Origin of the sequence: Streptomyces sp. AC550_RSS872 (genome assembly GCF_019049285.1) — a bacterium.
Lineage (GTDB): Bacteria > Actinomycetota > Actinomycetes > Streptomycetales > Streptomycetaceae > Streptomyces.
In genome coordinates this window covers 33,886-57,820 of the sequence record NZ_JAGMUL010000043.1, presented here as the reverse complement: position 1 = coordinate 57,820, position 23,935 = coordinate 33,886, and the positions used below count along the sequence as shown (strand labels likewise).

Annotated in this window: 22 protein-coding genes and 1 riboswitch; of the genes, 13 read left to right on the top strand and 9 right to left on the bottom strand. The window is 70.4% G+C overall.

Annotation, left to right across the window (positions count from 1 at the left end; genetic code table 11):
* Positions 1-123 precede the first annotated feature (123 nt).
* Positions 124-1,386: an Ig-like domain-containing protein gene (locus KUM44_RS19800; RefSeq protein ID WP_217209458.1), complete on the top strand. Its 1,263-nt coding sequence runs from the start codon at positions 124-126 to the stop codon at positions 1,384-1,386.
* Between the two features lie 95 nt (positions 1,387-1,481).
* Here KUM44_RS19800 and KUM44_RS19795 read toward each other — a convergent pair whose 3' ends face one another.
* The gene (locus tag KUM44_RS19795) at positions 1,482-1,883 is read right to left on the bottom strand and encodes a hypothetical protein (RefSeq protein WP_217209456.1); all 402 of its coding nucleotides are present in this window, start codon (positions 1,881-1,883) and stop codon (positions 1,482-1,484) included.
* A 145-nt stretch (positions 1,884-2,028) separates the two neighbouring features.
* Between KUM44_RS19795 and KUM44_RS19790 the strand changes: the two genes are divergently transcribed.
* From KUM44_RS19790 to KUM44_RS19765, 6 genes are all read left to right on the top strand, one after another.
* The gene (locus tag KUM44_RS19790) at positions 2,029-2,649 is read left to right on the top strand and encodes a heme-copper oxidase subunit III (protein WP_217209454.1); all 621 of its coding nucleotides are present in this window, start codon (positions 2,029-2,031) and stop codon (positions 2,647-2,649) included.
* Positions 2,650-2,728: 79 nt separating this feature from the next.
* The gene (locus KUM44_RS19785; RefSeq protein ID WP_217209452.1) at positions 2,729-3,541 is read left to right on the top strand and encodes a c-type cytochrome; all 813 of its coding nucleotides are present in this window, start codon (positions 2,729-2,731) and stop codon (positions 3,539-3,541) included.
* Positions 3,538-4,587, top strand: a complete 1,050-nt coding sequence (locus tag KUM44_RS19780) for a ubiquinol-cytochrome c reductase iron-sulfur subunit (protein ID WP_217209450.1) — start codon at positions 3,538-3,540, stop codon at positions 4,585-4,587. The genes KUM44_RS19785 and KUM44_RS19780 overlap by 4 nt, the downstream gene beginning before the upstream one ends.
* Positions 4,584-6,245 (top strand): cytochrome bc complex cytochrome b subunit, encoded by a 1,662-nt coding sequence (locus KUM44_RS19775; RefSeq protein WP_217209449.1) that lies wholly within the window; start codon positions 4,584-4,586, stop codon positions 6,243-6,245. The genes KUM44_RS19780 and KUM44_RS19775 overlap by 4 nt, the downstream gene beginning before the upstream one ends.
* 185 nt (positions 6,246-6,430) lie before the next feature.
* On the top strand, positions 6,431-7,495 hold the full coding sequence (gene trpD, locus KUM44_RS19770; RefSeq protein ID WP_217209447.1) for an anthranilate phosphoribosyltransferase: 1,065 nt from the start codon (positions 6,431-6,433) through the stop codon (positions 7,493-7,495).
* A gap of 73 nt (positions 7,496-7,568) precedes the next feature.
* Positions 7,569-7,685: riboswitch (SAM riboswitch) on the top strand.
* 142 nt (positions 7,686-7,827) lie between these two features.
* Positions 7,828-9,210, top strand: coding sequence for an aminotransferase class V-fold PLP-dependent enzyme (locus KUM44_RS19765; RefSeq protein WP_217209445.1), 1,383 nt, complete (start codon positions 7,828-7,830; stop codon positions 9,208-9,210).
* Here the strand turns inward: KUM44_RS19765 and KUM44_RS19760 are convergent.
* The 7 genes from KUM44_RS19760 to KUM44_RS19730 form a co-directional block, all read right to left on the bottom strand.
* The gene (locus tag KUM44_RS19760) at positions 9,165-10,358 is read right to left on the bottom strand and encodes a glycerate kinase (RefSeq protein ID WP_217209443.1); all 1,194 of its coding nucleotides are present in this window, start codon (positions 10,356-10,358) and stop codon (positions 9,165-9,167) included. The genes KUM44_RS19765 and KUM44_RS19760 overlap by 46 nt on opposite strands.
* A gap of 120 nt (positions 10,359-10,478) precedes the next feature.
* Entirely contained in the window at positions 10,479-11,894 is a 1,416-nt protein-coding gene (locus KUM44_RS19755) for an SLC13 family permease (protein ID WP_217209441.1), read from the bottom strand.
* Between the two features lie 75 nt (positions 11,895-11,969).
* A complete protein-coding gene (locus tag KUM44_RS19750; protein WP_217209439.1) occupies positions 11,970-12,632 on the bottom strand; it encodes a response regulator transcription factor in 663 nt (220 codons plus the stop codon).
* Positions 12,629-13,996, bottom strand: coding sequence for a sensor histidine kinase (locus KUM44_RS19745; protein ID WP_374202053.1), 1,368 nt, complete (start codon positions 13,994-13,996; stop codon positions 12,629-12,631). The genes KUM44_RS19750 and KUM44_RS19745 overlap by 4 nt, the downstream gene beginning before the upstream one ends.
* A gap of 143 nt (positions 13,997-14,139) precedes the next feature.
* Entirely contained in the window at positions 14,140-14,406 is a 267-nt protein-coding gene (locus KUM44_RS19740; protein WP_217209435.1) for a small secreted hydrophilic protein, read from the bottom strand.
* Positions 14,407-14,483: 77 nt separating this feature from the next.
* Positions 14,484-14,765, bottom strand: coding sequence for an Lrp/AsnC family transcriptional regulator (locus KUM44_RS19735; RefSeq protein WP_031483291.1), 282 nt, complete (start codon positions 14,763-14,765; stop codon positions 14,484-14,486).
* Positions 14,762-15,511 carry a rhomboid family intramembrane serine protease gene (locus KUM44_RS19730; RefSeq protein ID WP_217209434.1) on the bottom strand — a complete coding sequence of 250 codons (750 nt, stop codon included), beginning with the start codon at positions 15,509-15,511 and terminating at the stop codon, positions 14,762-14,764. Before KUM44_RS19730 ends, KUM44_RS19735 begins: the two co-directional genes overlap by 4 nt.
* Before the next feature lie 175 nt (positions 15,512-15,686).
* On the opposite strand from KUM44_RS19730, the gene KUM44_RS19725 reads away from it, so the two are divergent.
* From KUM44_RS19725 to KUM44_RS19705, 5 genes are all read left to right on the top strand, one after another.
* Positions 15,687-15,926, top strand: coding sequence for a hypothetical protein (locus tag KUM44_RS19725; protein WP_217209432.1), 240 nt, complete (start codon positions 15,687-15,689; stop codon positions 15,924-15,926).
* 36 nt (positions 15,927-15,962) lie between these two features.
* The gene (locus tag KUM44_RS19720) at positions 15,963-17,306 is read left to right on the top strand and encodes an NYN domain-containing protein (protein WP_217209430.1); all 1,344 of its coding nucleotides are present in this window, start codon (positions 15,963-15,965) and stop codon (positions 17,304-17,306) included.
* Between the two features lie 210 nt (positions 17,307-17,516).
* Positions 17,517-18,551: a C40 family peptidase gene (locus KUM44_RS19715; RefSeq protein ID WP_217209530.1), complete on the top strand. Its 1,035-nt coding sequence runs from the start codon at positions 17,517-17,519 to the stop codon at positions 18,549-18,551.
* 227 nt (positions 18,552-18,778) lie between these two features.
* The gene (locus KUM44_RS19710; protein ID WP_217209427.1) at positions 18,779-19,792 is read left to right on the top strand and encodes an NlpC/P60 family protein; all 1,014 of its coding nucleotides are present in this window, start codon (positions 18,779-18,781) and stop codon (positions 19,790-19,792) included.
* Positions 19,793-19,879: 87 nt separating this feature from the next.
* Positions 19,880-21,073: a hypothetical protein gene (locus tag KUM44_RS19705; RefSeq protein ID WP_217209425.1), complete on the top strand. Its 1,194-nt coding sequence runs from the start codon at positions 19,880-19,882 to the stop codon at positions 21,071-21,073.
* A 248-nt stretch (positions 21,074-21,321) separates the two neighbouring features.
* Here KUM44_RS19705 and KUM44_RS19700 read toward each other — a convergent pair whose 3' ends face one another.
* On the bottom strand, positions 21,322-22,557 hold the full coding sequence (locus KUM44_RS19700) for a glycosyltransferase family 87 protein (RefSeq protein ID WP_217209423.1): 1,236 nt from the start codon (positions 22,555-22,557) through the stop codon (positions 21,322-21,324).
* Between the two features lie 120 nt (positions 22,558-22,677).
* On the opposite strand from KUM44_RS19700, the gene KUM44_RS19695 reads away from it, so the two are divergent.
* The gene (locus KUM44_RS19695; RefSeq protein ID WP_217209422.1) at positions 22,678-23,820 is read left to right on the top strand and encodes a glycosyltransferase family 4 protein; all 1,143 of its coding nucleotides are present in this window, start codon (positions 22,678-22,680) and stop codon (positions 23,818-23,820) included.
* Positions 23,821-23,935 lie beyond the last annotated feature (115 nt).

The window sequence follows — 23,935 nt, the reverse complement described above, 5'->3', positions numbered from 1 at the left end:
TGAGCTCACAGGGGCCCGGACACTCCGCCAGGAGAGTCCGGGCTCCCGCTTTTGCAGCAACGTCCGTCACCCGTACGCCCTATCCGGCGCGCCGTGGGTGACGTGGCTTCCTAGCGTGAGGCCATGAGCCAAACACCGCGCAAGAGCGCCGTCATAGGCTGCTCGCTGCTGCTGATAGCGATAGGCGCCGGCACCGCCGGATGCAGCAGCGACGGCAACCCGCTGTCCGCCGAGCCCTACGACGCGGCCGACCAGATCGCCTTCAACGGCCCCACGGGCGACGGCCGGAAGGCCGACCCCGACAAGCCCCTGGAGATCACCGCCGAGGACTCCGACGGCCGTATCACGGACGTCACCGCCAGGGACGCCGCAGGACGCTATGTCGCGGGCGAACTCTCCGCCGACGGCACCCGCTGGCACAGCACCTCCCCGCTCGCCGCCAACGCCCGCTACACGGTCCGCGTGAGCACCGAGGACGAGGACGGCGCCCCCGGCCGCAAGGTCCTCACCTTCGACACCAGCAAGCCGACCAGCAAGAAGCACCTGACGGTGACCTTCGGCCCCAAGGCGGGCACCTACGGCGTGGGCCAGCCCGTCACGGCCGAACTGAGCCGGCCCGTCACGGACAAGAACCAGCGGGCGATCGTCGAACGGGCCCTCAAGGTCGAGTCCACCCCCGCCGTCGAGGGCGCCTGGCACTGGGTGAGCGACAAGGAACTCCACTACCGCCCCCAGGAGTACTGGCCGGCCGGCGCCACCATCCAGGCCCGCAGCAACCTCGACGGCATCAAGATCAGCGACCGTCTCTGGGGCGGCAAGGTCAAGCCCCTGCGCATCACCATCGGCGACCAGGTCATCGCCGTCACCGACGCCGCGACCCACCAGCTGACGCTCTACCGCAACGGCGAGGAGGTCCGCTCGATCCCCGTCACGACCGGCAAGCCCGGCTTCGAGACCCGTAACGGCGTCAAGGTCGTTCTGGGCAAGGAGTACTTCGTACGCATGCGCGGCACGAGCATCGGCATAGCCGAGGGCTCCGCGGAGTCGTACGACCTACCCGTCTACTACGCCACCCGCGTGACCTGGAGCGGCGAATACGTCCACGCCGCCCCCTGGTCGGTCGGCTCCCAGGGCTACGCCAACGTCAGCCACGGCTGCACCGGCATGAGCACCGCCAACGCCGCCTGGTTCTTCGAGAACATCCGCGAGGGCGACATCGTCAAGGTCATCAACTCGTACGGCAACACGATGGAACCGTTCGGCAACGGCTTCGGCGACTGGAACCTGGAGTGGAAGAACTGGCGCGACGGCAGCGCCCTGGTGGGCGGCACCCCTGAGGGCCCGAGCCCGAAGGAGAGGGCAAGGCTGAGGCCACAGAGCGTGTGAACGCCCTCAGGGGCAACACCGCCCAGGGGCGCGGGGAACTGCGCGACAAGCCACAGACGACCCGCAGCCGCCGTAGAACCTGCCCAATCGAGCTCTCAGGCGCTCTGAAGCCTCTTCGTCCGCAGCAAAGACGCCAACGCCGCCGCGAACTCCACCGGCTCAACCGGCAGCGTCACCGCGGCCTCGGCCCGGCTCCACGTGGCCAGCCACGCATCCTGCGGCCGCCCGATCAGCAGCAGCACCGGCGGGCAGTTGAACACCTCGTCCTTGATCTGCCGGCACACCCCCATGCCCCCCATGGGCACGGCCTCACCGTCCAGCACACAGACGTCGATGCCCCCCTTGTCCAGTTCCTTGACGACGGCGGCCGGCGTCGCGCACTCCACGAACTGCACCACAGGCACGTCCGGAGCGGGCCGGCGTCCGGTCGCCAACCTCACCTGCTCCCGGGTGTTGGAGTCGTCGCTGTAGACCAGCACCGTGGCGGTCGGCTGCATTGTTCCTCCGTGACGTCAGCGTCGTAAGGACAGGCCCGTTGGGCCGGATGCTACTCCCTTGAACACCACGTCAACACCGGTATGAACGGGGAAGACACTCCGAACGGCACCCCCCGGAGTGAGGGCGGGATAAGCGACCGACATAATGTCGGTCGTGGCGACAGCAACGACAGTAGACAAGGGTCACGCGCACCCGTCGGTCAACCGACCGAACCTCACCAGCGTCGGAACCATCATCTGGTTGAGTTCCGAGCTGATGTTCTTCGCGGCCCTCTTCGCGATGTACTTCACCCTGCGATCGGTGACGGGGCCCGATTTCTGGCACGAGAAGGCCGAGGCCCTGAACTTCCCGTTCTCGGCGACGAACACCACGATCCTGGTGCTCTCCTCCCTCACCTGCCAGCTCGGCGTGTTCGCCGCCGAGCGCGGTGACGTGAAGAAGCTCCGGGGCTGGTTCATCGTCACCTTCATCATGGGCGCGATCTTCATCGGCGGTCAGGTGTACGAGTACACCGAGCTGGTCAAGCACGAGGGCCTCTCGCTCTCGTCCGACCCGTACGGCTCGGTCTTCTACCTGACCACCGGCTTCCACGGCCTGCACGTGACGGGCGGTCTCATCGCCTTCCTGCTGGTCCTCGGCCGCACCTACGCGGCGAAGAGGTTCACGCACGAGCAGGCGACCGCCGCGATCGTCGTGTCCTACTACTGGCACTTCGTCGATGTCGTCTGGATCGGCCTCTTCGCCACGATCTACATGATCAAGTAGCCGGGCCCGATCCCGCGCGCGTTCCACAAACGCACATACCGAAGCATCGACGCAGAAGATCCTGACACCGGGGTAATCCGTGAAAAAGCTCTCCGCACGACGACGCCATCCGCTGGCGGCAGTCGTCGTCCTACTCCTCGCGCTGGCGTGCACGGGGGGGCTGTACGCCGTGTTCGCTCCCGCGGGCAAGGCGCAGGCCGAGGAAACCGCCCAGTCCCTCACCATCGAGGAGGGCAAGAAGCTCTACACCGTCGGCTGCGCCAGCTGCCACGGAACCGATGGTCAGGGCTCCTCTGACGGTCCGAGCCTGGTGGGCGTCGGCGCCGCCTCCGTCGACTTCCAGGTCGCGACGGGCCGTATGCCGGCCGCCACCTCCCAGGGCGCCCAGGTCCCGAAGAAGAAGAACATCTACTCGCAGGCCCAGATCGACCAGCTCGCGGCGTACATCGCCTCGCTGGGTGCCGGTCCGTCCATCCCGACCGAGGCGCAGTACGGCCCCGAGGGCGCGGACATCGCCAAGGGCGGCGAGCTCTTCCGCAACAACTGCGCCCAGTGCCACAACTTCACGGGCAAGGGCGGCGCGCTGACGGAGGGCAAGTTCGCCCCGACCCTCGAGGGCGTCGACCCGAAGCACATCTACGAGGCCATGCAGACCGGCCCGCAGAACATGCCGTCGTTCCCCGACACCACGCTGTCGGAGCAGAACAAGAAGGACATCATCGCGTACCTGCACGCGGTCAACAGCGACGAGACGGTCAACCCGGGTGGTCTGGAGCTGGGCGGCCTCGGGCCGGTCAGTGAGGGCCTCTTCGCCTGGATCTTCGGGCTCGGTGCACTGATCGCGGTCGCCGTCTGGGTCGCCGCTCGGACCGCAAAGGCCAAGAAGTCATGAGTAGCCAAGACATTCCAGAAAAGAACCTGCCCGCTGAGCAGGACGCCCACGTCGCGGTAGCGGACGAGAAGAACCCGTTCGCCGACCCCGGTCTGCCGCCCCACGAGCACCGGATCCAGGACATCGACGAGCGGGCCGCCAGGCGGTCCGAGCGCACGGTCGCCATGCTGTTCACGGTGTCGATGCTGGCCACCGTCGGCTTCATCGCCTCGTACGTGGCGATCCCGCACGACAAGTCGGTCTTCGTCTTCCCGATCGGTCACCTCAACGCGCTGAACTTCGCGCTGGGCCTGACCCTCGGTGCGGCGCTGTTCTGCATCGGCGCGGGCGCTGTCCACTGGGCCCGCACCCTGATGTCCGACGTGGAGGTCGCCGACGAGCGGCACCCCATCGCGGCGGAGCCCGAGGTCAAGGCCAAGGTCATGGCCGACTTCAAGCAGGGCGCCAAGGAGTCCGCGCTGGGTCGCCGCAAGCTGATCCGCAACACGATGTTCGGTGCGCTGGCCCTGTTCCCGCTCTCCGGTGTCGTGCTGCTGCGTGACCTCGGCCCGCTGCCCGGGACGAAGCTCCGCCACACGCTGTGGCGCAAGGGCGCGCTGCTCGTCAACATGAACACCAACGAGCCGCTGCGTCCCTCGGACGTCGCGGTCGGGTCCCTCACCTTCGCCAAGCCGGAGGGCCTGGAGGAGCACGACCACGACTTCCAGAACGAGATCGCCAAGGCCGCCCTGATGATCGTCCGGCTCCAGCCCGCCGACATCAAGGACAAGCGCGAGCTCGAGTGGTCGCACGAGGGCATCGTCGCGTACTCGAAGATCTGCACCCACGTCGGTTGCCCGATCTCCCTGTACGAGCAGCAGACGCACCACGTGCTCTGCCCCTGCCACCAGTCCACCTTCGACCTCTCCGACGGTGCCCGAGTGATCTTCGGCCCGGCCGGTCACGCCCTGCCGCAGCTGCGCATCGGCGTGAACGACGAGGGCTACCTCGAGGCGCTCGGCGACTTCGATGAGCCCGTCGGTCCTGCATTCTGGGAGCGCGGATGAGCACCACAGAGACCACCACGGGGACATCAGCCGCTGACGCGGCGGGCCGCTCTCGCGGGAAGGCACCGGCCGGCGAGCGCGTAGCCGACTGGGCCGACGGCCGGCTGGGGATCTACTCCCTGGCCAAGGCCAACATGCGCAAGATCTTCCCCGACCACTGGTCGTTCATGCTGGGCGAGGTCTGCCTCTACAGCTTCATCATCATCATCCTCACGGGTGTGTATCTGACGCTGTTCTTCCACCCGTCGATGAACGAGGTGGAGTACCACGGCAGTTACGTCCCGCTCCAGGGACAGCTCATGTCGGAGGCGTTCAGCTCCACGCTGCACATCTCCTTCGACGTCCGCGGTGGTCTGCTGATCCGGCAGATCCACCACTGGGCCGCGCTGATCTTCCTCGCGGGCATGTTCGTGCACATGATGCGCGTGTTCTTCACGGGCGCGTTCCGCAAGCCGCGTGAGATCAACTGGCTGTTCGGCTTCCTGCTGTTCGTCCTGGGCATGTTCACCGGTTTCACCGGCTACTCGCTCCCGGACGACCTGCTCTCCGGCACCGGTGTCCGCTTCACCCAGGGCGCGATCCTGTCCATGCCGATCGTCGGCACGTACATCTCGTTCTTCCTCTTCGGCGGCGAGTTCCCGGGCGTCGACTTCGTGGCCCGCTTCTACTCGATCCACATCCTGCTGCTGCCGGGCATCATGCTCGGCCTGGTGGTCGGCCACCTGATCCTGGTCTTCTACCACAAGCACACGCAGTTCGCGGGCCCCGGAAAGAACAACAAGAACGTCGTCGGCATGCCGCTGCTGCCGGTCTACATGGCCAAGGCCGGAGGCTTCTTCTTCCTGGTCTTCGGTGTCATCGCGATCATCGCGGCGGTCGCGCAGATCAACCCGATCTGGGCCATGGGCCCCTACCGGCCGGACCAGGTGTCCACGGGCGCCCAGCCCGACTGGTACATGGGCTTCGCCGAGGGTCTGGTCCGGTACATGCCGGGCTGGGAGATCAACTTCTGGGGTCACACGCTCGTCCTGGGCGTGTTCATCCCGCTGGTCCTCTTCGGCCTGGTGCTGATGGCCATCGCGGTCTACCCGTTCATCGAGTCCTGGGTCACCGGCGACAAGCGCGAGCACCACATCCTGGACCGCCCGCGCAACGCCCCGACGCGTACCGCGTTCGGCGTCGCCTGGGTCACGGTGTACATGATCGGTCTGGTCGGCGGTGGCAACGACCTGTGGGCCACCCACTTCCACCTGTCGATCAACGCCGTCACCTGGTTCGTCCGGATCGGCTTCTTCGTCGGACCGGTCCTCGCGTTCATCATCACCAAGCGGATCTGCCTCGGCCTCCAGCGCCGGGACAAGGACAAGGTGCTGCACGGCCGCGAGTCGGGCATCATCAAGCGCCTGCCGCACGGTGAGTACATCGAGGTGCACGAGCCGCTCAGCCAGGACGCGCTGCACACCCTCACCGCGCACGAGCAGTACAAGCCGCTCGAGATCGGCCCGACGGTCGACGAGAACGGCGTCGAGCGCAAGGTGAAGGGCTCCGAGAAGCTGCGCGCCAAGCTCAGCAAGTCCTACTTCGGTGAGGACGGCCAGATCCCCAAGCCCTCCGTCGAGGAGTACAAGGAGATCACGAGCGGCCACGGTCACCACTGACGCTGCGCCAGCCACGCCACGGTCGAGGGCCCCGTCCGGACACACGGACGGGGCCCTCGGCCGTGCGCCGGCCCCGTCCGGTCTTCGGACGGGGCCCTTCTCCGTACCCCGGCGCTGGATAGGGTGGACCCGTTGAGACTCGCGTCCCGTAGTGCGGGACACCACAACTGACCCAGGAGCGGCTTATGAGCGCTGTGACCCCCGCTGGAGGCGACACCGCGGCGGTCCGTTCCTGGCCCGAGGTGCTGAGCGCCCTGCTCGCCGGAGAGAACCTGAGCGCCGGCGACACGGCCTGGGCGATGGACCGCTTCATGAGCGGCGAGGCCTCCGACGCGCAGATCGCCGGCTTCATGGTGGCGCTGCGGGCCAAGGGCGAGACGGTCGAGGAGATCAACGGTCTCGTCGAGGCGATGTACGCCCACGCGCAGCCGCTGGACATCCCCGGACCGGCCGTCGACATCGTCGGCACGGGCGGCGACCGGGCCAAGACGGTCAACATCTCCACCATGTCCGCCATCGTGATCGCGGGCGCCGGCGCGAAGGTCGTCAAGCACGGCAACCGGGCGTCGTCCTCCGCGAGCGGCTCGTCCGACGTTCTGGAGAAGCTCGGCATCAACCTGGACCTGTCGCCGGAGGGCGTGGCACGGGTGGTGGACGAGGCCGGCATCACCTTCTGCTTCGCCGCCAAGTTCCACCCCTCGATGCGCTTCGTCGGTGGCGTACGGCGGGACCTGGGCATCCCGACCTCGTTCAACCTCCTCGGCCCGCTGACCAACCCGGCCCGCGTCACCGCCTCCGCCGTCGGCTGCTTCGACACCCGCATGGCGGGGCTCATCGCCGGCGTACTGGCCGAGCGCGGCTCCTCCGCGCTGGTGTTCCGCGGCGACGACGGCCTCGACGAGCTGACGACGACGGCCACGTCGAAGGTGTGGGTGGTCCGCGACGGCAAGGTGACCGAGGCGGCCTTCGACCCGCGCGACGTCGGCATCGAGCTGGTGCCGGTGGAGGCGCTGCGCGGCGCGGACGCGTCCTACAACGCCCACGTGGCACTGCGCCTGCTGAACGGGGAGACAGGGCCCGTACGGGACGCCGTACTGCTCAATTCGGCCGCCGCACTGGTGGCGCTGAACCCGACGGACGCCCCGCTCACCGAGCAGATCCGGGTCGGGATGGCGAAGGCGGCGGAGTCGATCGACTCGGGGACGGCGAAGCGGACGCTGGACCGGTGGGTGGCTGCCAGTAACGCGTAACCGATGCGCAGGTGGTCCCGCGATGCGGACATGGGTTGCGGGACCACGATCATTTCGCGTACGTTCTCGAACAGGTCATGAGTGACAGTCATGAGGCCCCGGCCGACTGTCCGGCAACCCTCCGTCCGTGGCGGGGTGCCCCGGGTGAAGACCAGGCCGTAGGCAGCGAGGTCTACGGCAAGCGCGGGCCCCTCTCGAAGCCAGGGGTCCTGGTCGTTCGAGGGAGTCTTCCGTGAGCAAGCGAATGCGATAGGGCCGCCGAGCCCCGCCTCCGCGCACCCTCTTCTCTTTCCGCATGCCGTCAACTCGCATGCCTTTCACGGGAGTTCCCCATGTCTGTCTCCACCGCTGCCCTCGACCAGACCATTTGCGCCCCGCTGCCCGTTCTCGGCCGTGATGTCACCGTCCCGCTCGTCACCGGCGGCGAGGTCACCTACGCGGCGCTCGACTACGCCGCCAGCGCCCCGGCCCTCCAGCGCGTCTGGGACGACGTCGCCGCCTACGCGCCGTACTACGGCAGCGTCCACCGCGGGGCCGGCTACCTCTCACAGCTCTCCACCGACCTGTTCGAGAACGCCCGCAGGACGGTCGCCGAGTTCCTCGACTGCCGGGCCACCGACCAGGTCGTGTTCACCCGGTCCACCACCGACTCCCTCAACCTCCTCGCCGCCGCCCTCCCGGCCGACTGCCAGGTCTTCGTCTTCGAGACCGAGCACCACGCCTCCCTGCTGCCGTGGAAGAATGCGCAGGTCACCTACCTCAACGCGCCCCGCACCCCGCGCCAGGCCGTCGAGACCCTGGAGCGCGCCCTCGCCGACCGCACGGTGTCGAATGAAGAGGGATACGGCCCGGCCCTGGTCTGCGTCACCGGTGCCTCGAACGTCACCGGTGAGCTGTGGCCCGTACGGGAGCTGGCGGCCGCGGCCCACGCGCACGGCGCCCGGATCGTGCTCGACGCCGCCCAGCTCGCGCCGCACCACCCGGTGAGCGTCCAGGACCTCGACGTCGACTGGGTCGCCTTCTCCGGACACAAGCTGTACGCCCCCTTCGGCTCCGGCGTCCTCGCCGGCCGTGCCGACTGGCTGCGCGAGGCCGAGCCGTACCTCGCGGGCGGTGGCGCCAGCCGCAAGGTCTCCCGGCGCGAGGACGGGGGAGTGGACGTCGAGTGGCACGAGAACGCCGCCCGGCACGAGGCCGGTTCGCCGAACGTCATCGGTGCCTACTCCATCGCCTCCGCCTGCAAGGCGCTGACGGAGGCGGGCTTCGACACGCTGGTCGCGCGTGAGCAGTACCTGATCGAGAAGGTGCGGGCCGGTCTCGCCGACGTTCCCGAGGTCCGGATTCTCTCCCTCTTCGGTGACGACGCCCCGCGCGTCGGTGTCATCTCCTTCGTCGTCGACGGCTGGAACAGCTCCCACTTCGCCGCCGCGCTCTCCGCCGAGTACGGCATCGGGGTGCGCGACGGCCTGTTCTGCGCCCACCCGCTGGTCCGCACGCTGCTGGGCAGCGACCCGCAGACCCAGGGCGAGTGCGGTGCCCCGGAGGCGGCGCCCGGGGAGAAGTCCCTCAACGCGATCCGGGTGAGCTTCGGGGCCGGCACGCCGGACGAGCATGTCGAGCGGTTCGTGAACGCCGTGAAGGAGCTCGTGACGGACGGCGCCCGGTGGAACTACCGCACCGAGGACGGGCGTTGCGTGCCGGACACCTCCGCGTGAGCCGGTAGCCGGGCGCCCAGCAGGATCATCCGCAGGGCGCGTTCGGTGGCGTCCGTGAGGAGCTCGGAGGCCCGCACCAGGGCCTCCGCCAGGGCCATCGGCGCCGGCAGGATCCCGCTGAACGCGTCCACACCCGGCACGTCGCGGGCACCCTCGCCGAGCGTGCCCGCCAGCACGAGCACCGGACGGCCGTACAGCTTGGCCCGACGGGCCACCTCGGCCGGGACCTTGCCCCGGGGCGTCTGGTGGTCCAGGGCGCCCTCGGCGGTGACGACCAGGTCGGCGCGGGCGAGGCGGGCGTCCAGGTCGAGGTGGTCCAGCAGGACGTCGAAGCGGGGGAGGAGGCGGGCCCCGAGCGCGGCGAGGCCCGCGCCCAGGCCACCGGACGCGCCGGTGCCGGGGCCGCCGTACAGGTCCGTGTCCAGGACGCCCAGGTCGCGGGTGAGGACACGCGCCCAGTTCTCCAGCCCAGCCGACAACTCCTCGACCTGCGCGGGCGTCGCCCCCTTCTGCGGGCCGAAGACGCGGGCCACGCCGCGCTCGCCGCACAGCACGTTGTACGGGTTGCAGGCGACGAGCAGTTCGACGTCCCGCAGGCGCGGGTCCAGGCCGGACGGGTCGATCCGGGCAAGCCGCGTCAACTCCCGTCCGCCGCGAGGTAGTTCGAAGCCGTCGGCGTCCAGCAGTCGGGCGCCGAGTGCCTGGAGCGCGCCGGCGCCCCCGTCGGACGTACCCGAGTCGCCGCAGCCGATCAGGACGCGCCGTACGCCCGTGTCGAGCGCGGCGCGCAGGAGTTCGCCGACGCCGTACGTCGTCGTGGCGCCCGGGTCGCGCAGGGCGCGGGGCACCAGGGACAGCCCGGCCACCGCGGCCATCTCAACGACCGCCGTGTCCTGGGAGCCGAGCAACGCGAAGTGCGTGCCGATCGGCTCGCCCACGGGGCCGGTGGCGGGCAGCGCGACGAGCCGACCACCGGTGGCGTCGGCGAGCGCGGCAGCGGTCCCCTCACCACCGTCCACGAGGGGGATCAGGTCGAGCACGGCATCCGGCAGCACCCGCCGCACCCCGTCGGCAATGGCTTCGGCGGCGGCTTGGGCGGACAGCGACTCCTTGAAGCCACTGGGGGCTACGACGACGCGGCTCAGCATCAGAAGGCTCCTAAGCAGGTTTTTAGGGGCGCGGGGCTGTGACACATGCGGCTCCGCCGCGTGGGCGCGACCAGCCACGACGGCGCGGCAGACGACGAACTGCGGCACCCCAACGGCGCGTCATCGAGTCACCGGCACACCAAGCACCGGCCACACCGCAACGGCAAACAGCAGCACCAGCCCGGCGGTCAGCGGAGCCAGCACCGCAGACAGCCGCAAAAGGTCGCGCGGCGCATACGTCGGCGTCCCGGGAAGGTCGGAGAAGAGCGTGACCGGCTTCGCGGAGGCCGGAAGCGTGTGGCAGAAACCGGCAGCCGCAGTGGACGCGAGCGCCGCCGCGACCGGATTCACCCCGGCCCCCACCGCCGCCGCGACCACCAGCGGGACCAGGACCGACGAGCGAGCCGAGCGGGACTGGAGAACGAGGTGGGCCGCCGTGCTGATCGCGATCACCACGGCCAGGAACACGAGCGGGCCGACCCCCGACGGGAGCCCGTCGACCAGCCACTTCGCCGCCCCGGAGTCGGCGAGCGCGACGCCCATCGCCATCGTCGCCGCCATGAACAGCAGCAGCGACCAGGGCACCGTCTTCAGCGCGTCCTTCAGATGCACGGTGCCGAGCGCGGGAGAGGCCGCCACCACCGCGCCGATCAGGGCCACGACGGCCGGCGGCACCCGGTGCAGCGGCTCGCTGCACCACAGCACGACGACCGTGCCGAGCAGCAGCGCGCACCGCTTCTCGGCCTGCGACCAGGGTCCGGTGACCGGCTCGTCGCTGTGTTCCTGGATCTGCTCGGGCGTGATGTGCACGGCGCCCTTGCGGTCCGCGCGCCGCGTGGTCGTCAGGAGTACGGCCTCGGCGGCCAGGTGGGAGGAGGCCACGGCCAGCGGCAGGCCCAGCAGCAGCCACTCGGTGAACCCGATCCGGTCACCCGTCGCCTGCCACAGCACCGACACGGTGATCAGATGCGCGCCCGCCCCGATCAGGGTCGCCACCGCCGACAGCAGGATCACGGTCGGGAACAGCAGCGCCAGCATCACCACCAGTCGCCGCCGGTCGGCCAGCACCTTGGCGAGCGCCAGGAACACCGGCAGCGCGAGCGCGGCCCGCCCGGAGGTGGCCGGCACCGCGAACGCCGTGACGACCAGGGCGGCCGTGGTCAGGTGCACGAGCTGCCGTACCGTCCGGGCGCCGCCGACCAGGAACGCCGCCGCCCGCCCCGCGAGCCCCGTCCGGGTCACCGCGGCCGCCAGCACGAAGGCGCAGATCAGCAGCCAGACCGTGGAGTCGCCGAGGGTGCCGAAGAGCGTGTCGCTGCTGATCACCCCGGTCACCGTGAGCGCGAGTCCGGCACCGAGCGCGATGTACGTGTCGTCGACCGGTGTGGCGATCCAGGCGCAGGTGGCCAGGGCGAACACGGCCAGGGTGAGGCGGGCGTCGGCGCCGAGTCCTGGGAAGTTGCCGGGCACGGCGAGCAGCGCGCACAGGGAGAGCGCCACGCACAGGGCCGCGCCCAGTCGGAGGTTCAGGGTCACGTCATCGAGGGTTCACCTCGGCCGTGAGTCCTCGATGAGCCGTACATGAAGGAGACTTCACGCGGACGGGACACGTCACGCGGACAGGCGGTACCCCACGCCCCGCACCGTCTCGACCCGTTCGGCCCCGAGCTTCTTGCGCAGCGCCCGTACGTACACGTCCACGATGTTGGAGCCCGGGTCGAAGTCGTAGCCCCACACGTGCGACAGGATCTGCTCGCGGGACAGTACCTGCCCCGGATGCCTCAGGAACAGCTCCAGCAGTACGAATTCACGGGCCGTCAGATCCACGGTCCGCTCGTCCGCCCGTGCCCGCCGTGTGCGCAGGTCCAGGGTCAGCGAGCCGGACCGCAGAACCGTCACCTCGGGCGCCCGGGCCGCCGTACGCAAGCGCAGGCGCACCCGGGCGAGCAGTTCCTCGAAGCGGAACGGCTTGGTCATCCAGTCGTCGGCGCCGCCCTCCAGACCGGCCACCGTGTCCCGTACGGAGTCCCGCGCGGTCAGCACGATCACCGGGACCGTCACCCGGGCCTCGCGCAGTTCGCGCAGCACCGTGAAGCCGTCCCGGCCGGGCAGACCGATGTCGAGGACCACCAGGTCGAAGGCGCCCGTGACGGCGTACTCGTACGCCGCGTCGCCGTCGCCGACGACGGTCGTGGTGAAGCCGTTGGAGCGCAGGCCCTTCTCGACGAAGGAGGCGATCCTGTCCTCGTCCTCGACGATGAGAATGCGGTTCATGTGTGTGCCTCTCCCAGGAGCAGGACGAAGGTGGCGCCGCCGCCGTCGGTGTCGCGCAGCCGTACCCGGCCGCCGTGTGCCTCCGCGATGGCCCGGACGATCGACAGGCCGAGCCCCGCCCCGGAGCCGCGGGCGGCGCCGCGCCGGGGCGTGCCGCGCCGGAACCGTTCGAAGATCACCTCGCCGTCCTGCGGCTGGACCCCGCACCCGGAGTCGGCGACGTACAGCTCGATGTCCGGCCCGTCGGCGCGGGAGCCGATCCGGACGGTCTGGCCGGGCGCGGTGTGCTGCACGGCGTTCTGGGCGAGCTGGACCATGGCCTGGGTGATGCGCTGCGGGTCCAGGGCGGCCTCGACGTCGGCGACCTCGGCGAGCTGCCAGTCCCGTTCGCCGAGGGTGCGGGCCTTGACGTAGACGTCGGCGGTGAGTTCGGCGAGCTGGACCGGTTCGGGGGTGACGAAGTCGGGGCGTTCGGCCTTGGCGAGCAGCAGCAGGTCCTCGACGATGCGGCTCATCCGGTCCAGCTCGTCGGTGACCAGCCGTATCGTCTCCTCGCGCTCGGCGGGGTCGTCGCCCATCAGCTCCAGATGGCCGCGCACGATGGTGATCGGGGTACGCAGCTCGTGGCCCGCGTCGTCGACGAACTCGCGCTGGGCGGCGAAGGCACGCTCAAGGCGGTCGAGCATGTCGTTGAAGGTCTCCGCGAGCGCCGCGATGTCGTCCCGCCCGTGCACCGGGATACGGCGGGTGAGGTCCTGCTCGGTGAGCTGCGCCGCCGCGGTGCGCACCAGCCGCACGGGCTTGAGGATCCGCCCCGCGACCGCCCAGCCGATGCCGGTCGTCATCAGCAGGGCGACGCCGGAGATGGCGAGGAGGATACGGAACTCCTCGTTCACCGCGCTCTGTTCCCGCCCGGGGTGGAAGGCGACGACGAACGCGGCCTCCGCCTCGCCGCCCGCCCGGGCGACCGTGACCTTGGCCCAGCGGATCTCGCCGGACGCCCGGTGCAGCGTGCCCGTGGCGTCGGGCGAGTCGAAGATACGGCGCAGGGCGTCGCGGTCCTTGTACAGGGGAAGGGCGACGGGGATGTCGCGCGGCTGGCGGAAGTGCGCCGGGGCGCGGCCCGGCCGGTCCACCAGGCCGATCAGCTCCTCGTCCGGGTCGGCGTACTGCCGTACCAGGAACTCCTCCAGCAGCCGTGACGGGTCGGTGAACGGACGGCCGGTCTCCGGATCGACGCCCCGCTCCTCGAAGTTGGCGAACTCACCGGCCTCCTGAGCGAGCAGGCCGTTCACCCGGTGGTCGACGTCCCGCAACAGGATCGACCGCGTGGTCGTCGCCACGGAGACGAGCCCCACGGCCATCACGAACAGCAGCCACAGCAGAATCCGAACCCGTGCGGAAATCCGCCGCCGCACAGGGCTAGGCGACGTCGTCACAAACACCGCCCCTCATCGGCGCGGGGCTGTGACATGTGCGGCTCCGCGCTGTCTCTCCGGCGAAGCGCTCAGCCGTCGTCCCCGACCTCACCCCGGTCGTCGTCATCGTCGTCACTCGCGGAGCCGTCGGTCACCGGGGGCCGGGAGACGACCGCGTCGCTCGGCGTCGGCGTCGGCCGGGTGGGCGTCGGGGTGGGGGAGCCGCTGTCCAGCTCCACCTTGGCCGGGACCTTGGGGGACTCCGGGTTGTCGGTGAGGGCGAAGCTGGTCGCGGCGATGCCGAGCGGAATCGCCACTACGGCGGCCAGCGCCGCGATCCGGTGCGAGAAGACCATGTGACCGAGCCTGCCCCCGGCACCCGGCGGTCAGGATGAGCCCAGGATGAAGAACTCTTCATCCTGGGCCGCGCGGGTCAGCTGTCCAGCCCGATGGCGAACGCGGCCTCGATGTCGTGCTGCGAGTACGTACGGAACGCCACGTGCGTGTCCGTCGCCTCCACCCCGGGGATCTTGCTGATCCGGCCCGGAATGACCTCGGCGAGATCCTCGTGCTGCTTGACCCGCACCATGGCGATCAGGTCGTACGTACCGGTGACCGAGAAGACCTCGGTGACGCTCTCCAGCGAAGCGATCCGCTCCGCGATCTCGGGGATCCGGTCCACGCTGGTCTTGATCAGGACGATCGCGGTGATCACGGCTGGTTCTCTCCCTCGGAGGCCGGAGCTGGGGCGGGCTTCACTCTAGTCGCAGGCCCGAACCGGGCCCACGCGCAGCCGAAGCCCAGTCCGAAGCCCACCAGGTGCGCCAGGTAGGCCACCCCGGGTCCCTGCGTCGCCCGCCCCGCCGCCACCCATTGCAGGGCCGCCCAGAAGGGCAGCACCACCCACGCAGGGAAACGCAGCGGCAGGAAGAGCAGGAACGGCAGCAGGCTTGTCACGCGCGCCCCGGGGAAGAGGAACAGGAAGGCGCCGAGAACCGCCGAGATCGCCCCGGACGCGCCGACCAGGGACTGGGTGGAGTCGTCGTTGGCGGCCGCGTAGCCCAGCAGGGCCAGGTAGCCGCAGCCCAGGTAGAAGAGCGTGAACTGGACGCGGCCCATCCGTTCCTCGGTCATCACGCCGAAGACGTAGAGGAAGAGCATGTTGCCGAGCAGGTGCACCCAGCTGCCGTGCACGAAGAGGGCTGTGGCGGGGGTCAGGGCGGCCCGGGGCGAGCCCTCGAACAGTTCCGCGGGAACGACGCCCCAGCGGTGGAAGTAGGCCCGCTGCGTGGCGAGCAGCTCGTCGCCGGTGCCGTACGCCGGACCGAGCCCGGCCGCCGGGCCGATCAGAAAGACCAGGCAGCACACGGCGATCAGGGCATAGGTCACCGGCGCCGACGGCCCCCGGACCGCGTTGCCGAAACGGGCCGAGAAGCGCACCGCGCGCCAGTTGCCGATCATGAACACAGAGCATGACGTAACGGGACGCACGTGCACAGACCGCCTCGCCGCCGGGGAGGTCCTGGGAACGGACGGGCGACGAGTACCCGCCAGGCCGTAGGGTAACGAGCCACACGCACCGGGGGCCCGGCGCGTCGCTGACAATAGAGGCCTAGAAGGAAAGAGCACGGTCACGATGACGGTTCCCTTGCCGACCGACACCACGCGGTGGCGCTGCACCCTCTGCGGCAACCTCACGCGTTTCGACGTGACGCGCTCGTCCAAGGTCGTGGAGTACGTGCACCTCGATCTGGCCGGTGAGCCCAAGGTCGAGGAGCGCGAGGTGCTCAGTGAGACCATCGAGTCGGTGCGCTGCCGCTGGTGCAACGCCGTGGACAAGGTGGAACTCGTGGACAGGCCGGGCGCCGGCTCCTGAGGGGAGCCGGCCCCGCACAGCATTGGGGTGTGACGGATGGTGGAGACACAAGGCGGGGGGCCGGGCGACGGCGCCGCCGAGGTGCTCGACCGTCCGCTGCCCGACGGCGTACGGCGCAGAGTCGTGCAGATCGTGTCCGACGGGTTCGGCGGACTGACCGTCGGCGAACTGCCCGCGCAGCTTCGGCAGTACGCCCGGTTCGCCCCGAACCGCCGGGCGAAGTTCGCCGGCAACGCGATGGCGGCGGCGCTGGAGACCGATCCGCTGTTCCGTCAGCGCATCGGGGAGAAGTTCAGAGAGGCCCAGCCGGAACTCACCGGCGCCCTCGACTCCGGTTCGGTGCCCGCGGCCGCGGATCCGCTCGACGTGGCGGCCGCGGCCTATGTTCTGCGGCCCACCGGCTGGGTCAAGCTGGTCACCGCGGCCGGCGAGGAGGCCCAGCGGGCCGACGCCGAGCGGGCCGACGAGGAGACCCGCGCCGAACTGGAGCGGCTGCGCGAGGAGCTCGCCCACGCCCGTGAGCACACCCGGCACGAGACCGAGCGGCTGCGCACCGAGCTGGACGCGGCGAAGAAGGAAGCGGAATCGCTTCACCGGAAGCTGCGCTCCGCCCTCAGTGACGTCAAGCGCGGCGAGGCCGCCCTGCGCAAGGTCCAGGGCGAGATCGAGACCGTACGCGCCGAGGGACACGCCCACGTCTCCGCCGCCGAGAGCGAGTCACGGCGGCTCAGGGCGCGGCTGAGCGAGGCCGAGGCGGCCCTGGAGGCCACCCGCAAGGCCGCGCGCGAGGGGCGCAGCGTCGAGGACATGCGCGTCCGGCTGCTCCTGGACACCCTGCTGGACTCCGCCCAAGGGCTGCGCCGGGAACTGGCGTTGCCGCCGGTCTCCGTACGGCCCGCCGAGACCGTCGACGCGGTCGAACCGGGCCGCATGACCCCGAAGGACATCGCCGCCCGGGCGCTGTCCGAGAACGACCCCGCGATCCTCGACCAGCTCCTCGCGCTGCCGCAGGCGCATCTGGTGGTCGACGGCTACAACGTCACCAAGACCGGCTATCCCCAGATGCCGCTGGAGAAGCAGCGCCTCAGGCTCCTCGGCCAGCTCTCCCAGCTCGCCGCGCAGACCGGCGCCGAGGTCACCTGTGTCTTCGACGGGGCCGAGCTGGCCGCGCCGGTGCTGCTCGCGCCGCCGCGCGGGGTACGGGTGCTGTTCTCCAAGCCGGGCGTGACCGCCGACGAGTTGATCCGCCAGCTGGTGCGCGCCGAGCCGCCGGGCCGGCCGGTCATCGTCGCCTCGACCGACCGCGAGGTGGCCGACGGGGTGGCCCGGGCCGGAGCGCGGCCGGTGGCTTCTGTGGTGCTTCTCAAGCGGCTGTCCTGAAACGCCAACGTACAGGCGCAATGCCCGAATTGGCATGAACTCTGGTCAACGTAGTGTCAACCCCGTGTCACACGATGTGAGTTGTGTGTAAAGAATGACGCGTGTGACGAGAATTTTCGTGTGAGGATTTGATCTGATCACAACTGGGTCACTAGGGTCTGGCGTCGAACCTCCGAGCGGGTGATCACTCAGAAGAAGGAGTTCACCTCCGTGGCGTCCCACCGTCGACCCAAGCAGCCGAGCCGAGCACGCGTGACCGTGCTGACCACCGCTGCCGCTGCTGCCGTGGCCATCTCTTCTCAGGCGGCCAATGCCGCCCCCAGCGAGAAGCCGAGCAAGGACGAGGTCAAGGCCAAGGTCGACAAGCTCTACGAGGAGGCCGAGCAGGCCACCGAGAAGTACAACGGGGCCAAGGAGAAGCAGGAGAAGCTCCAGAAGGAGATCTCCACCATCCAGGACAACGTCGCCCGCGGCCAGGAAGAGCTCAACGAGCTGCGCGACACGATGGGCCTCGCGGCCGCCGCCCAGTACCGCACGGGCAGCATCGACTCCTCCGTCCAGCTGTTCCTGTCGTCCGACCCGGACGACTACCTGGACAAGGCGTCCACGATGGACCAGCTGAGCGCCCAGCAGGTCGACTCGCTGAAGGAGATCCAGGCCAAGCAGCGCCAGCTCTCCCAGCAGCGCGCCGAGGCCTCCGACAAGCTCAAGGACCTCGCCTCCACCCGCACCGAGCTGGGCAAGAAGAAGAAGCAGGTCCAGGGCAAGCTCGCCGAGGCCCAGAAGCTGCTCAACACCCTGACGGCCGCCGAGAAGGCCGCGCTCGCCGCCGAGGAGCAGCGCGCCAGCCGCTCCGCCGCCGACCGCGTGGACCTCGGCAACGTCGGCTCCGCATCCGGCCGGGCCCAGGCCGCCTTCCAGGCCGCCCAGAGCCAGATCGGCAAGCCGTACGTCTACGGCGCCACCGGCACCGCCTCCTACGACTGCTCGGGCCTGACCTCCTGGGCCTACGCCCAGGCCGGCGTCTCCATCCCGCGCACCTCCCAGGCCCAGGCCAACGCCGGTACGAGGATCTACTCGCAGAGCCAGCTCAAGGTCGGCGACCTCGTCATCTTCTACGACGACCTGCACCACGTCGGCTTCTACGCGGGCAACGGCCAGATCCTGCACGCCCCGCGCAGCGGCACGGTCGTCCGCTACGAGTCGATCAACAACATGCCGTTCATGTTCGGCGTCCGGATCTGATCCCGGCCGAACCCCTGCAAGATCAACACCATGTGCCGCCCGAACGGGCGAATCATGACAACTCATGCTGACCCCACGCCCCGCCCATGACCTGCGTCAGAGGCGGGGCGTCACTTTGTGTGCCCGGCGCGGTCGTTGGTCGGCACCCCGGCACGGAGCTACTGTCTGCCGCGTTTCCCCCTCGCCGGGGAAGGTCCTTGTCGTCAGCGGAAGGAGAGCGGCTTCCCGTGAGGTCCCATCGCCGCCTTGTATCGCCCGGGTTCGACCGGGGCGCCAACGCAGCCCTGTGCGTCATGTCGGCCGCCGCCGCGGCCATCGGGGTCGTACCGGCCACGGCCGCGCCGCACGACGACACCCGGGCCAAGGTGGACCGCCTCTACGAGGAGGCCGAGAAGGCCACCGAGGCCTACAACAAGGCCGACGAGCGCGCCGACAAGCTGCGGGAGCAGGTGAACGACGCGCAGGACCGGATCGCCCGGCAGCAGGAGGACATCAACTCCATGCGGGACGCCCTCGGTTCGCTGGCCGGTGCCCAGTACCGCTCCGGCGGCCTCGACCCCTCCCTCGCCCTGCTGCTCTCCGACGACCCGGAGGACTACCTCGACCGGGCCGCCCGGATCGCCCGGCTCAGCGCCCACCAGGCCGGCGAGCTCAAGGACCTCCAGGACGCCATGCGCGAGATCGCCCAGGAGCGGGCCGAGGCGGCCGGGAAGCTCGTCGAACTGGAGAAGAGCCGCAAGACCGTCGCCGCCCACAAGCGGACCGTCGAGCACAAACTCGCCCAGGCCCGCCGGCTCCTCAACTCCCTCACGGCGACCGACCGCGCCGCCTACGACCGCGCCTCCCGCTCCGGCCGTGACGCCATGCCCGACTTCGGCAGCCTCGCCGCGCCCTCGGGCCGCGCGGCCGCCGCCATCGCCGCCGCCCACTCCGCCCTGGGCAAGCCGTACGTCTGGGGCGGCAACGGCCCCTACGGCTTCGACTGTTCGGGCCTGATCCAGTGGTCGTACGCCCAGGCCGGGGTCGCCCTGCCGCGCACCTCACAGGGCCAGCGGTACGCCGGCCGGCAGGTCCCGCTCTCCGAGGCCCAGCCCGGCGACGTCGTCACCTACCGCTCCGACGCCAGCCATGTCGGGATGTACGCCGGCAACGGCCAGGTGATCCACGCGCCCTACCCGGGCGCCCCGGTGCGCTACGACCCGGTGGGCATGATGCCGGGCGCGACGGTCACCAGGGTCTGAGCCGGGACGCGGCCGGTCCCGGCGACGGTCCGACGCGGGTCCGACGCGGGTCTGACCTACGCGCCTCCCCCGCCGTACGATCGGGAAATGGCTGGTCGAAGGCGGGCGTCGGGAACGCGAGTCGTCATCGCGCTCTGTCTGCTGCTCGTGTCGCTGGTCGGCTGCGGCGGGCGGCCCGCCACCGACAGTGCCAAGGCCGAGGTGCAGCGGGTCCTCGACCGGCGGGCCGCCGCGATCCTCGACCACGACGAGACGGCGTATCTGCGCACGGGCGCGCGCGACCGGTACGGCAACCTGCGCGCGGTGCCCTTCGCCGCCTGGTCCTACCGCCTGACCGGTCTGCGGCGCACCGGCGACACCGCCCGTGCCGAGGCCGAGCTCCGCTACCGCGTCCAGGGCTACGACCGGGCCCCCGTCAGCGTCGGCCGCACCCTGAGCCTGAGCCTGGACGTGGAGGGCCGGTGGTACGTCGACGCCGAGCGGCCCGCGAGGGGCTCCGCCGAGCAGCTGTGGGACCAGGGTGAGGTGAGCGTCGTACGGGGGGACGGCAGTCTCGTCCTGGGCGTCGGGCAGTCCGGCACGGCGCTGCGTTCGTACGCCGAGCTGGCGGACCGGGCGGTGCCGGCCGTGTCCCAGGCGTGGGGCACGCGGTGGCCTCGGCGTGTCGTCGTCCTCGTGCCCAGGTCGCTGGAGGGGATGGCCGGGCTGCTGGGCGCGCCCGCCTCCTCCTACCGGGGGATCGCCGCGGTCACCACCGGGGAGACCGGGGCCCCGGCGAGTGCGCCCGCGGACCGGATCATCGTCAATCCCGATGCGTACGGCGTCCTCGGCGGCACCGGCAGGCAGGTCGTCCTCACCCACGAGACCACCCATGTCGCCACCCGCGCCCACACCACGGCTGCCACCCCGCTGTGGCTCTCCGAGGGGTACGCCGACTGGATCGGCTACCTCGGCACCGGCCGCTCCCCGTCCGAGGCCGCGCCCGAGCTGTCTCGCGCGGTGGCGGAGGGGCGGGTGCCGGAGGAGTTGCCGGTCGACGCGGACTTCGGTTTCAGCGGTGACGGGGGCAGGCTGGCGCGGGCTTACGAAAGCGGGTGGATGGCCTGCCGGATGATCGCGGATCGGTGGGGGGAGGTCAGGCTCGCGGAGTTCTATCGGGCTGTGGGGGAGCATGAGGGGCGGGCAGGGGCGGTGGAGGAGGCGCTGAAGGATGTGCTGGGGACGTCGCTGGAGGAGTTCACGGGGGAGTGGCGGGAGTATCTGCGGGCGCAACTGGGCTGACAACGGTTTCCTCGCCCCCGCCGCCCCTACCCGTCCCGTCCTTCTGGGGCTCCGCCCCAGACCCCGCTCCTCAAACGCCGGAGGGGCTGGGATTAACCCCCACCCACCGCAGGGGGCTACGCCGGGCCTGGATATCTCAGCCCGTCCGGCGTTTGAGGACGAGGCCCGGAGGGCCGACAGCGGGGGTCTGGGGGCGCAGCCCCCAGGGATGGGACGGGTAGGGGCGGCGGGGGCGAGGAAACTCGGTGTCAGGACGGCAGGGACGTTTCCTTGGCGCGGGGGGTCTGGGCCGGCATCTTGAGTGGGGGCGTCCTGGTGACCGTGGAGCGCCAGAGCTCACGGGCCGCGAGGAGGGTGGCGAGGACCAGCAGGCCGTTGCGGAGGAAGAGGAGCGTGACACCGAGGCCGTCACTGGCGACCACGTGGGAGAACCACACCGGGAACTCCAGCACCGTGACGAAGGACGCCACGAGCACCAGCCCCACGGGAAGCCTCATGCGGCTCTCCCGGAAGCAGAGGCACACGGCCGCGAGACCCACCAGCCACACCATGTACTGCGGACTGATCACCCGACTCGTCGTCACGAACATCAGCACCGCCACGAAAGCCCCGTCCGGGAGCGTGTGGACGTGAGACCGCCGCGCCCGCAGCCGCCACACCAACAGCCAGCCGAACGCCAGCCCGCTCAGCACGAGCGCCGCCGCACTCACGACGTCGACATACGGACCGAGGAACTCCACCGAGCCGTAGTTCAGCAGCACCTGCCCGTCCCAGCCGAACTGCCGGGCCACATGGAAGACCAGCGCACCCAGCGACTCCACCTCCGTGCCCCGATCGCGCTGGAAGGTCAGGAAGGCGAAGGCCCCGGGCATGGCGAGGGCGAACAGCGCCGCCAGCACGCCGGCGGTCAGCGCGGCCCAGAGCCAGGAACCGCGCCTGCGAGCCGCCACCAGCAGCAGCACCGGCCACACCTTCAGCATCGCCCCGAGGGCCGTCAGCGCCCCCATCACCCGGGGATACCGCGGGGCCGCGAGCAGCGCGGCCACGGCGACACCGGTGACCATCACGTCGTAGCGGGCGTACACGGTCGGCCCGAGCAGCGGTACGCCCACCACCCACACCCAGGCCCCGCGCAACGTCCGGCCGGGGCGCAGACCGGCGTACAGCAGGAGCAGCAGCACGACCAGGTCGGCGGCGAAGCACAGGACGAAGAACGCCGACGGATAGTCCAGCCAGAACACGAGCGCGGGGGACAGGATCGGCAGCGCCGCGGCGGGCGGATACTGCCAGGTCACGTCGTCCAGCGGGAACGTTCCGGTGCGCAGCACCTCGTACCAGCCCTGGTAGATCACCGACACGTCGCTGGTGACGTCCGGGCCGGGAAAGACGTACACCTTGAACACGAAGAGCAGCAGGACCACCCTGGTCAGCGCCCAGATGCCCACAAGCCACGCCAAGGATCGCCGCGTGCCTGTCGTCTCCACCAGAACCCCTGCCGTTCGCTGCCCGTCTCAGTGCAACATGATGTCGTGTCCAGCTGTGTGCGGGCCACACACGTGGCCGAGCCCCACCTGTAAACAGCGGCTTCGGTAGGGTCGGCGGCGATGCACCAGACGCTGATCGTGACCAACGACTTCCCGCCCCGCCCCGGCGGCATCCAGGCGTTCCTGCACAACATGGCGCTACGCCTCGACCCGGAGCGGCTGGTCGTCTACGCCTCCACCTGGAAGCGGAGCCGGGAGGGCGTCGAGGCCACCGCCGCCTTCGACGCCGAGCAGCCCTTCACGGTCGTACGGGACCGTACGACGATGCTGCTGCCGACGCCCGGCGTGACCCGGCGCGCGGTCGGACTGCTGCGCGAGCACGGCTGTACATCGGTGTGGTTCGGCGCGGCGGCCCCGCTCGGCCTGATGGCCCCGGCCCTGCGCAAGGCGGGCGCCGAGCGGCTGGTGGCCACCACACACGGCCATGAGGCGGGGTGGGCCCAGCTGCCCGCGGCCCGGCAGCTGCTGGGGCGGATCGGGGAGTCGACGGACACGATCACCTACCTGGGCGAGTACACGCGTTCGCGGATCGCCACCGCCCTGACGCCGGCCGCGGCCTCACGGATGGTGCAGCTGCCGCCGGGGGTCGACGAGAAGACCTTCCATCCCGGGTCGGGCGGCGACGAGGTCCGGGCCCGGCTGGGCCTGACGGACCGGCCGGTGGTCGTCTGCGTCTCCCGACTGGTCCGGCGCAAGGGCCAGGACACCCTGATCCAGGCCATGCCGCAGATCCTCGCCGCCGAGCCGGAGACCGTACTGCTGATCGTCGGGGGCGGGCCGTACGAGAACGACCTGCGCAAACTCGCCCACGCCACGGGCGTCGCCGACTCCGTCCACTTCACCGGCCCGGTGCCCTGGTCCGAGCTGCCCGCCCACTACGGCGCGGGCGACGTCTTCGCGATGCCCTGCCGGACGAGGCGGAAGGGGCTCGATGTGGAGGGTCTCGGCATCGTCTACCTGGAGGCGTCGGCGACGGGCCTGCCGGTCGTCGCCGGTGACTCGGGCGGCGCGCCGGACGCGGTGCTGGACGGCGAGACGGGGTGGGTGGTGAGGGGAGGCTCCCCGGAGGAGGCGGCCGACCGCATCATCACCCTCCTGGGAGACGCCGAACTGCGCGCTCGGATGGGGGAGCGGGGCAGGGAGTGGGTCGAGGAGAGGTGGCGCTGGGACCTGCTGGCGGAGAGGCTTCAAACGCTGCTGTAGCGCAACGCCCTTGTCTTTCAGGGGCGCGGGGAACTGCGCGACAAGCCACAAACAACCCGCACCCGCCCACAACGAATACGTGGCACCCACTAGGCGGAACCCAATAATCCGCACA

Excerpts from the sequence above, each read along its gene's own strand:
- KUM44_RS19800 (WP_217209458.1), top strand. The coding sequence starts at position 124 with ATGAGCCAAACACCGCGCAAGAGCGCCGTCATAGGCTGCTCGCTGCTG.
- KUM44_RS19795 (WP_217209456.1), bottom strand. The coding sequence starts at position 1,883 with ATGCAGCCGACCGCCACGGTGCTGGTCTACAGCGACGACTCCAACACC.
- KUM44_RS19790 (WP_217209454.1), top strand. The coding sequence starts at position 2,029 with ATGTCGGTCGTGGCGACAGCAACGACAGTAGACAAGGGTCACGCGCAC.
- KUM44_RS19780 (WP_217209450.1), top strand. The coding sequence starts at position 3,538 with ATGAGTAGCCAAGACATTCCAGAAAAGAACCTGCCCGCTGAGCAGGAC.
- KUM44_RS19775 (WP_217209449.1), top strand. The coding sequence starts at position 4,584 with ATGAGCACCACAGAGACCACCACGGGGACATCAGCCGCTGACGCGGCG.
- trpD (WP_217209447.1), top strand. The coding sequence starts at position 6,431 with ATGAGCGCTGTGACCCCCGCTGGAGGCGACACCGCGGCGGTCCGTTCC.
- KUM44_RS19765 (WP_217209445.1), top strand. The coding sequence starts at position 7,828 with ATGTCTGTCTCCACCGCTGCCCTCGACCAGACCATTTGCGCCCCGCTG.
- KUM44_RS19760 (WP_217209443.1), bottom strand. The coding sequence starts at position 10,358 with ATGCTGAGCCGCGTCGTCGTAGCCCCCAGTGGCTTCAAGGAGTCGCTG.
- KUM44_RS19750 (WP_217209439.1), bottom strand. The coding sequence starts at position 12,632 with ATGAACCGCATTCTCATCGTCGAGGACGAGGACAGGATCGCCTCCTTC.
- KUM44_RS19745 (WP_374202053.1), bottom strand. The coding sequence starts at position 13,996 with ATGGCCGTGGGGCTCGTCTCCGTGGCGACGACCACGCGGTCGATCCTG.
- KUM44_RS19740 (WP_217209435.1), bottom strand. The coding sequence starts at position 14,406 with ATGGTCTTCTCGCACCGGATCGCGGCGCTGGCCGCCGTAGTGGCGATT.
- KUM44_RS19730 (WP_217209434.1), bottom strand. The coding sequence starts at position 15,511 with ATGATCGGCAACTGGCGCGCGGTGCGCTTCTCGGCCCGTTTCGGCAAC.
- KUM44_RS19725 (WP_217209432.1), top strand. The coding sequence starts at position 15,687 with ATGACGGTTCCCTTGCCGACCGACACCACGCGGTGGCGCTGCACCCTC.
- KUM44_RS19720 (WP_217209430.1), top strand. The coding sequence starts at position 15,963 with ATGGTGGAGACACAAGGCGGGGGGCCGGGCGACGGCGCCGCCGAGGTG.
- KUM44_RS19705 (WP_217209425.1), top strand. The coding sequence starts at position 19,880 with ATGGCTGGTCGAAGGCGGGCGTCGGGAACGCGAGTCGTCATCGCGCTC.
- KUM44_RS19695 (WP_217209422.1), top strand. The coding sequence starts at position 22,678 with ATGCACCAGACGCTGATCGTGACCAACGACTTCCCGCCCCGCCCCGGC.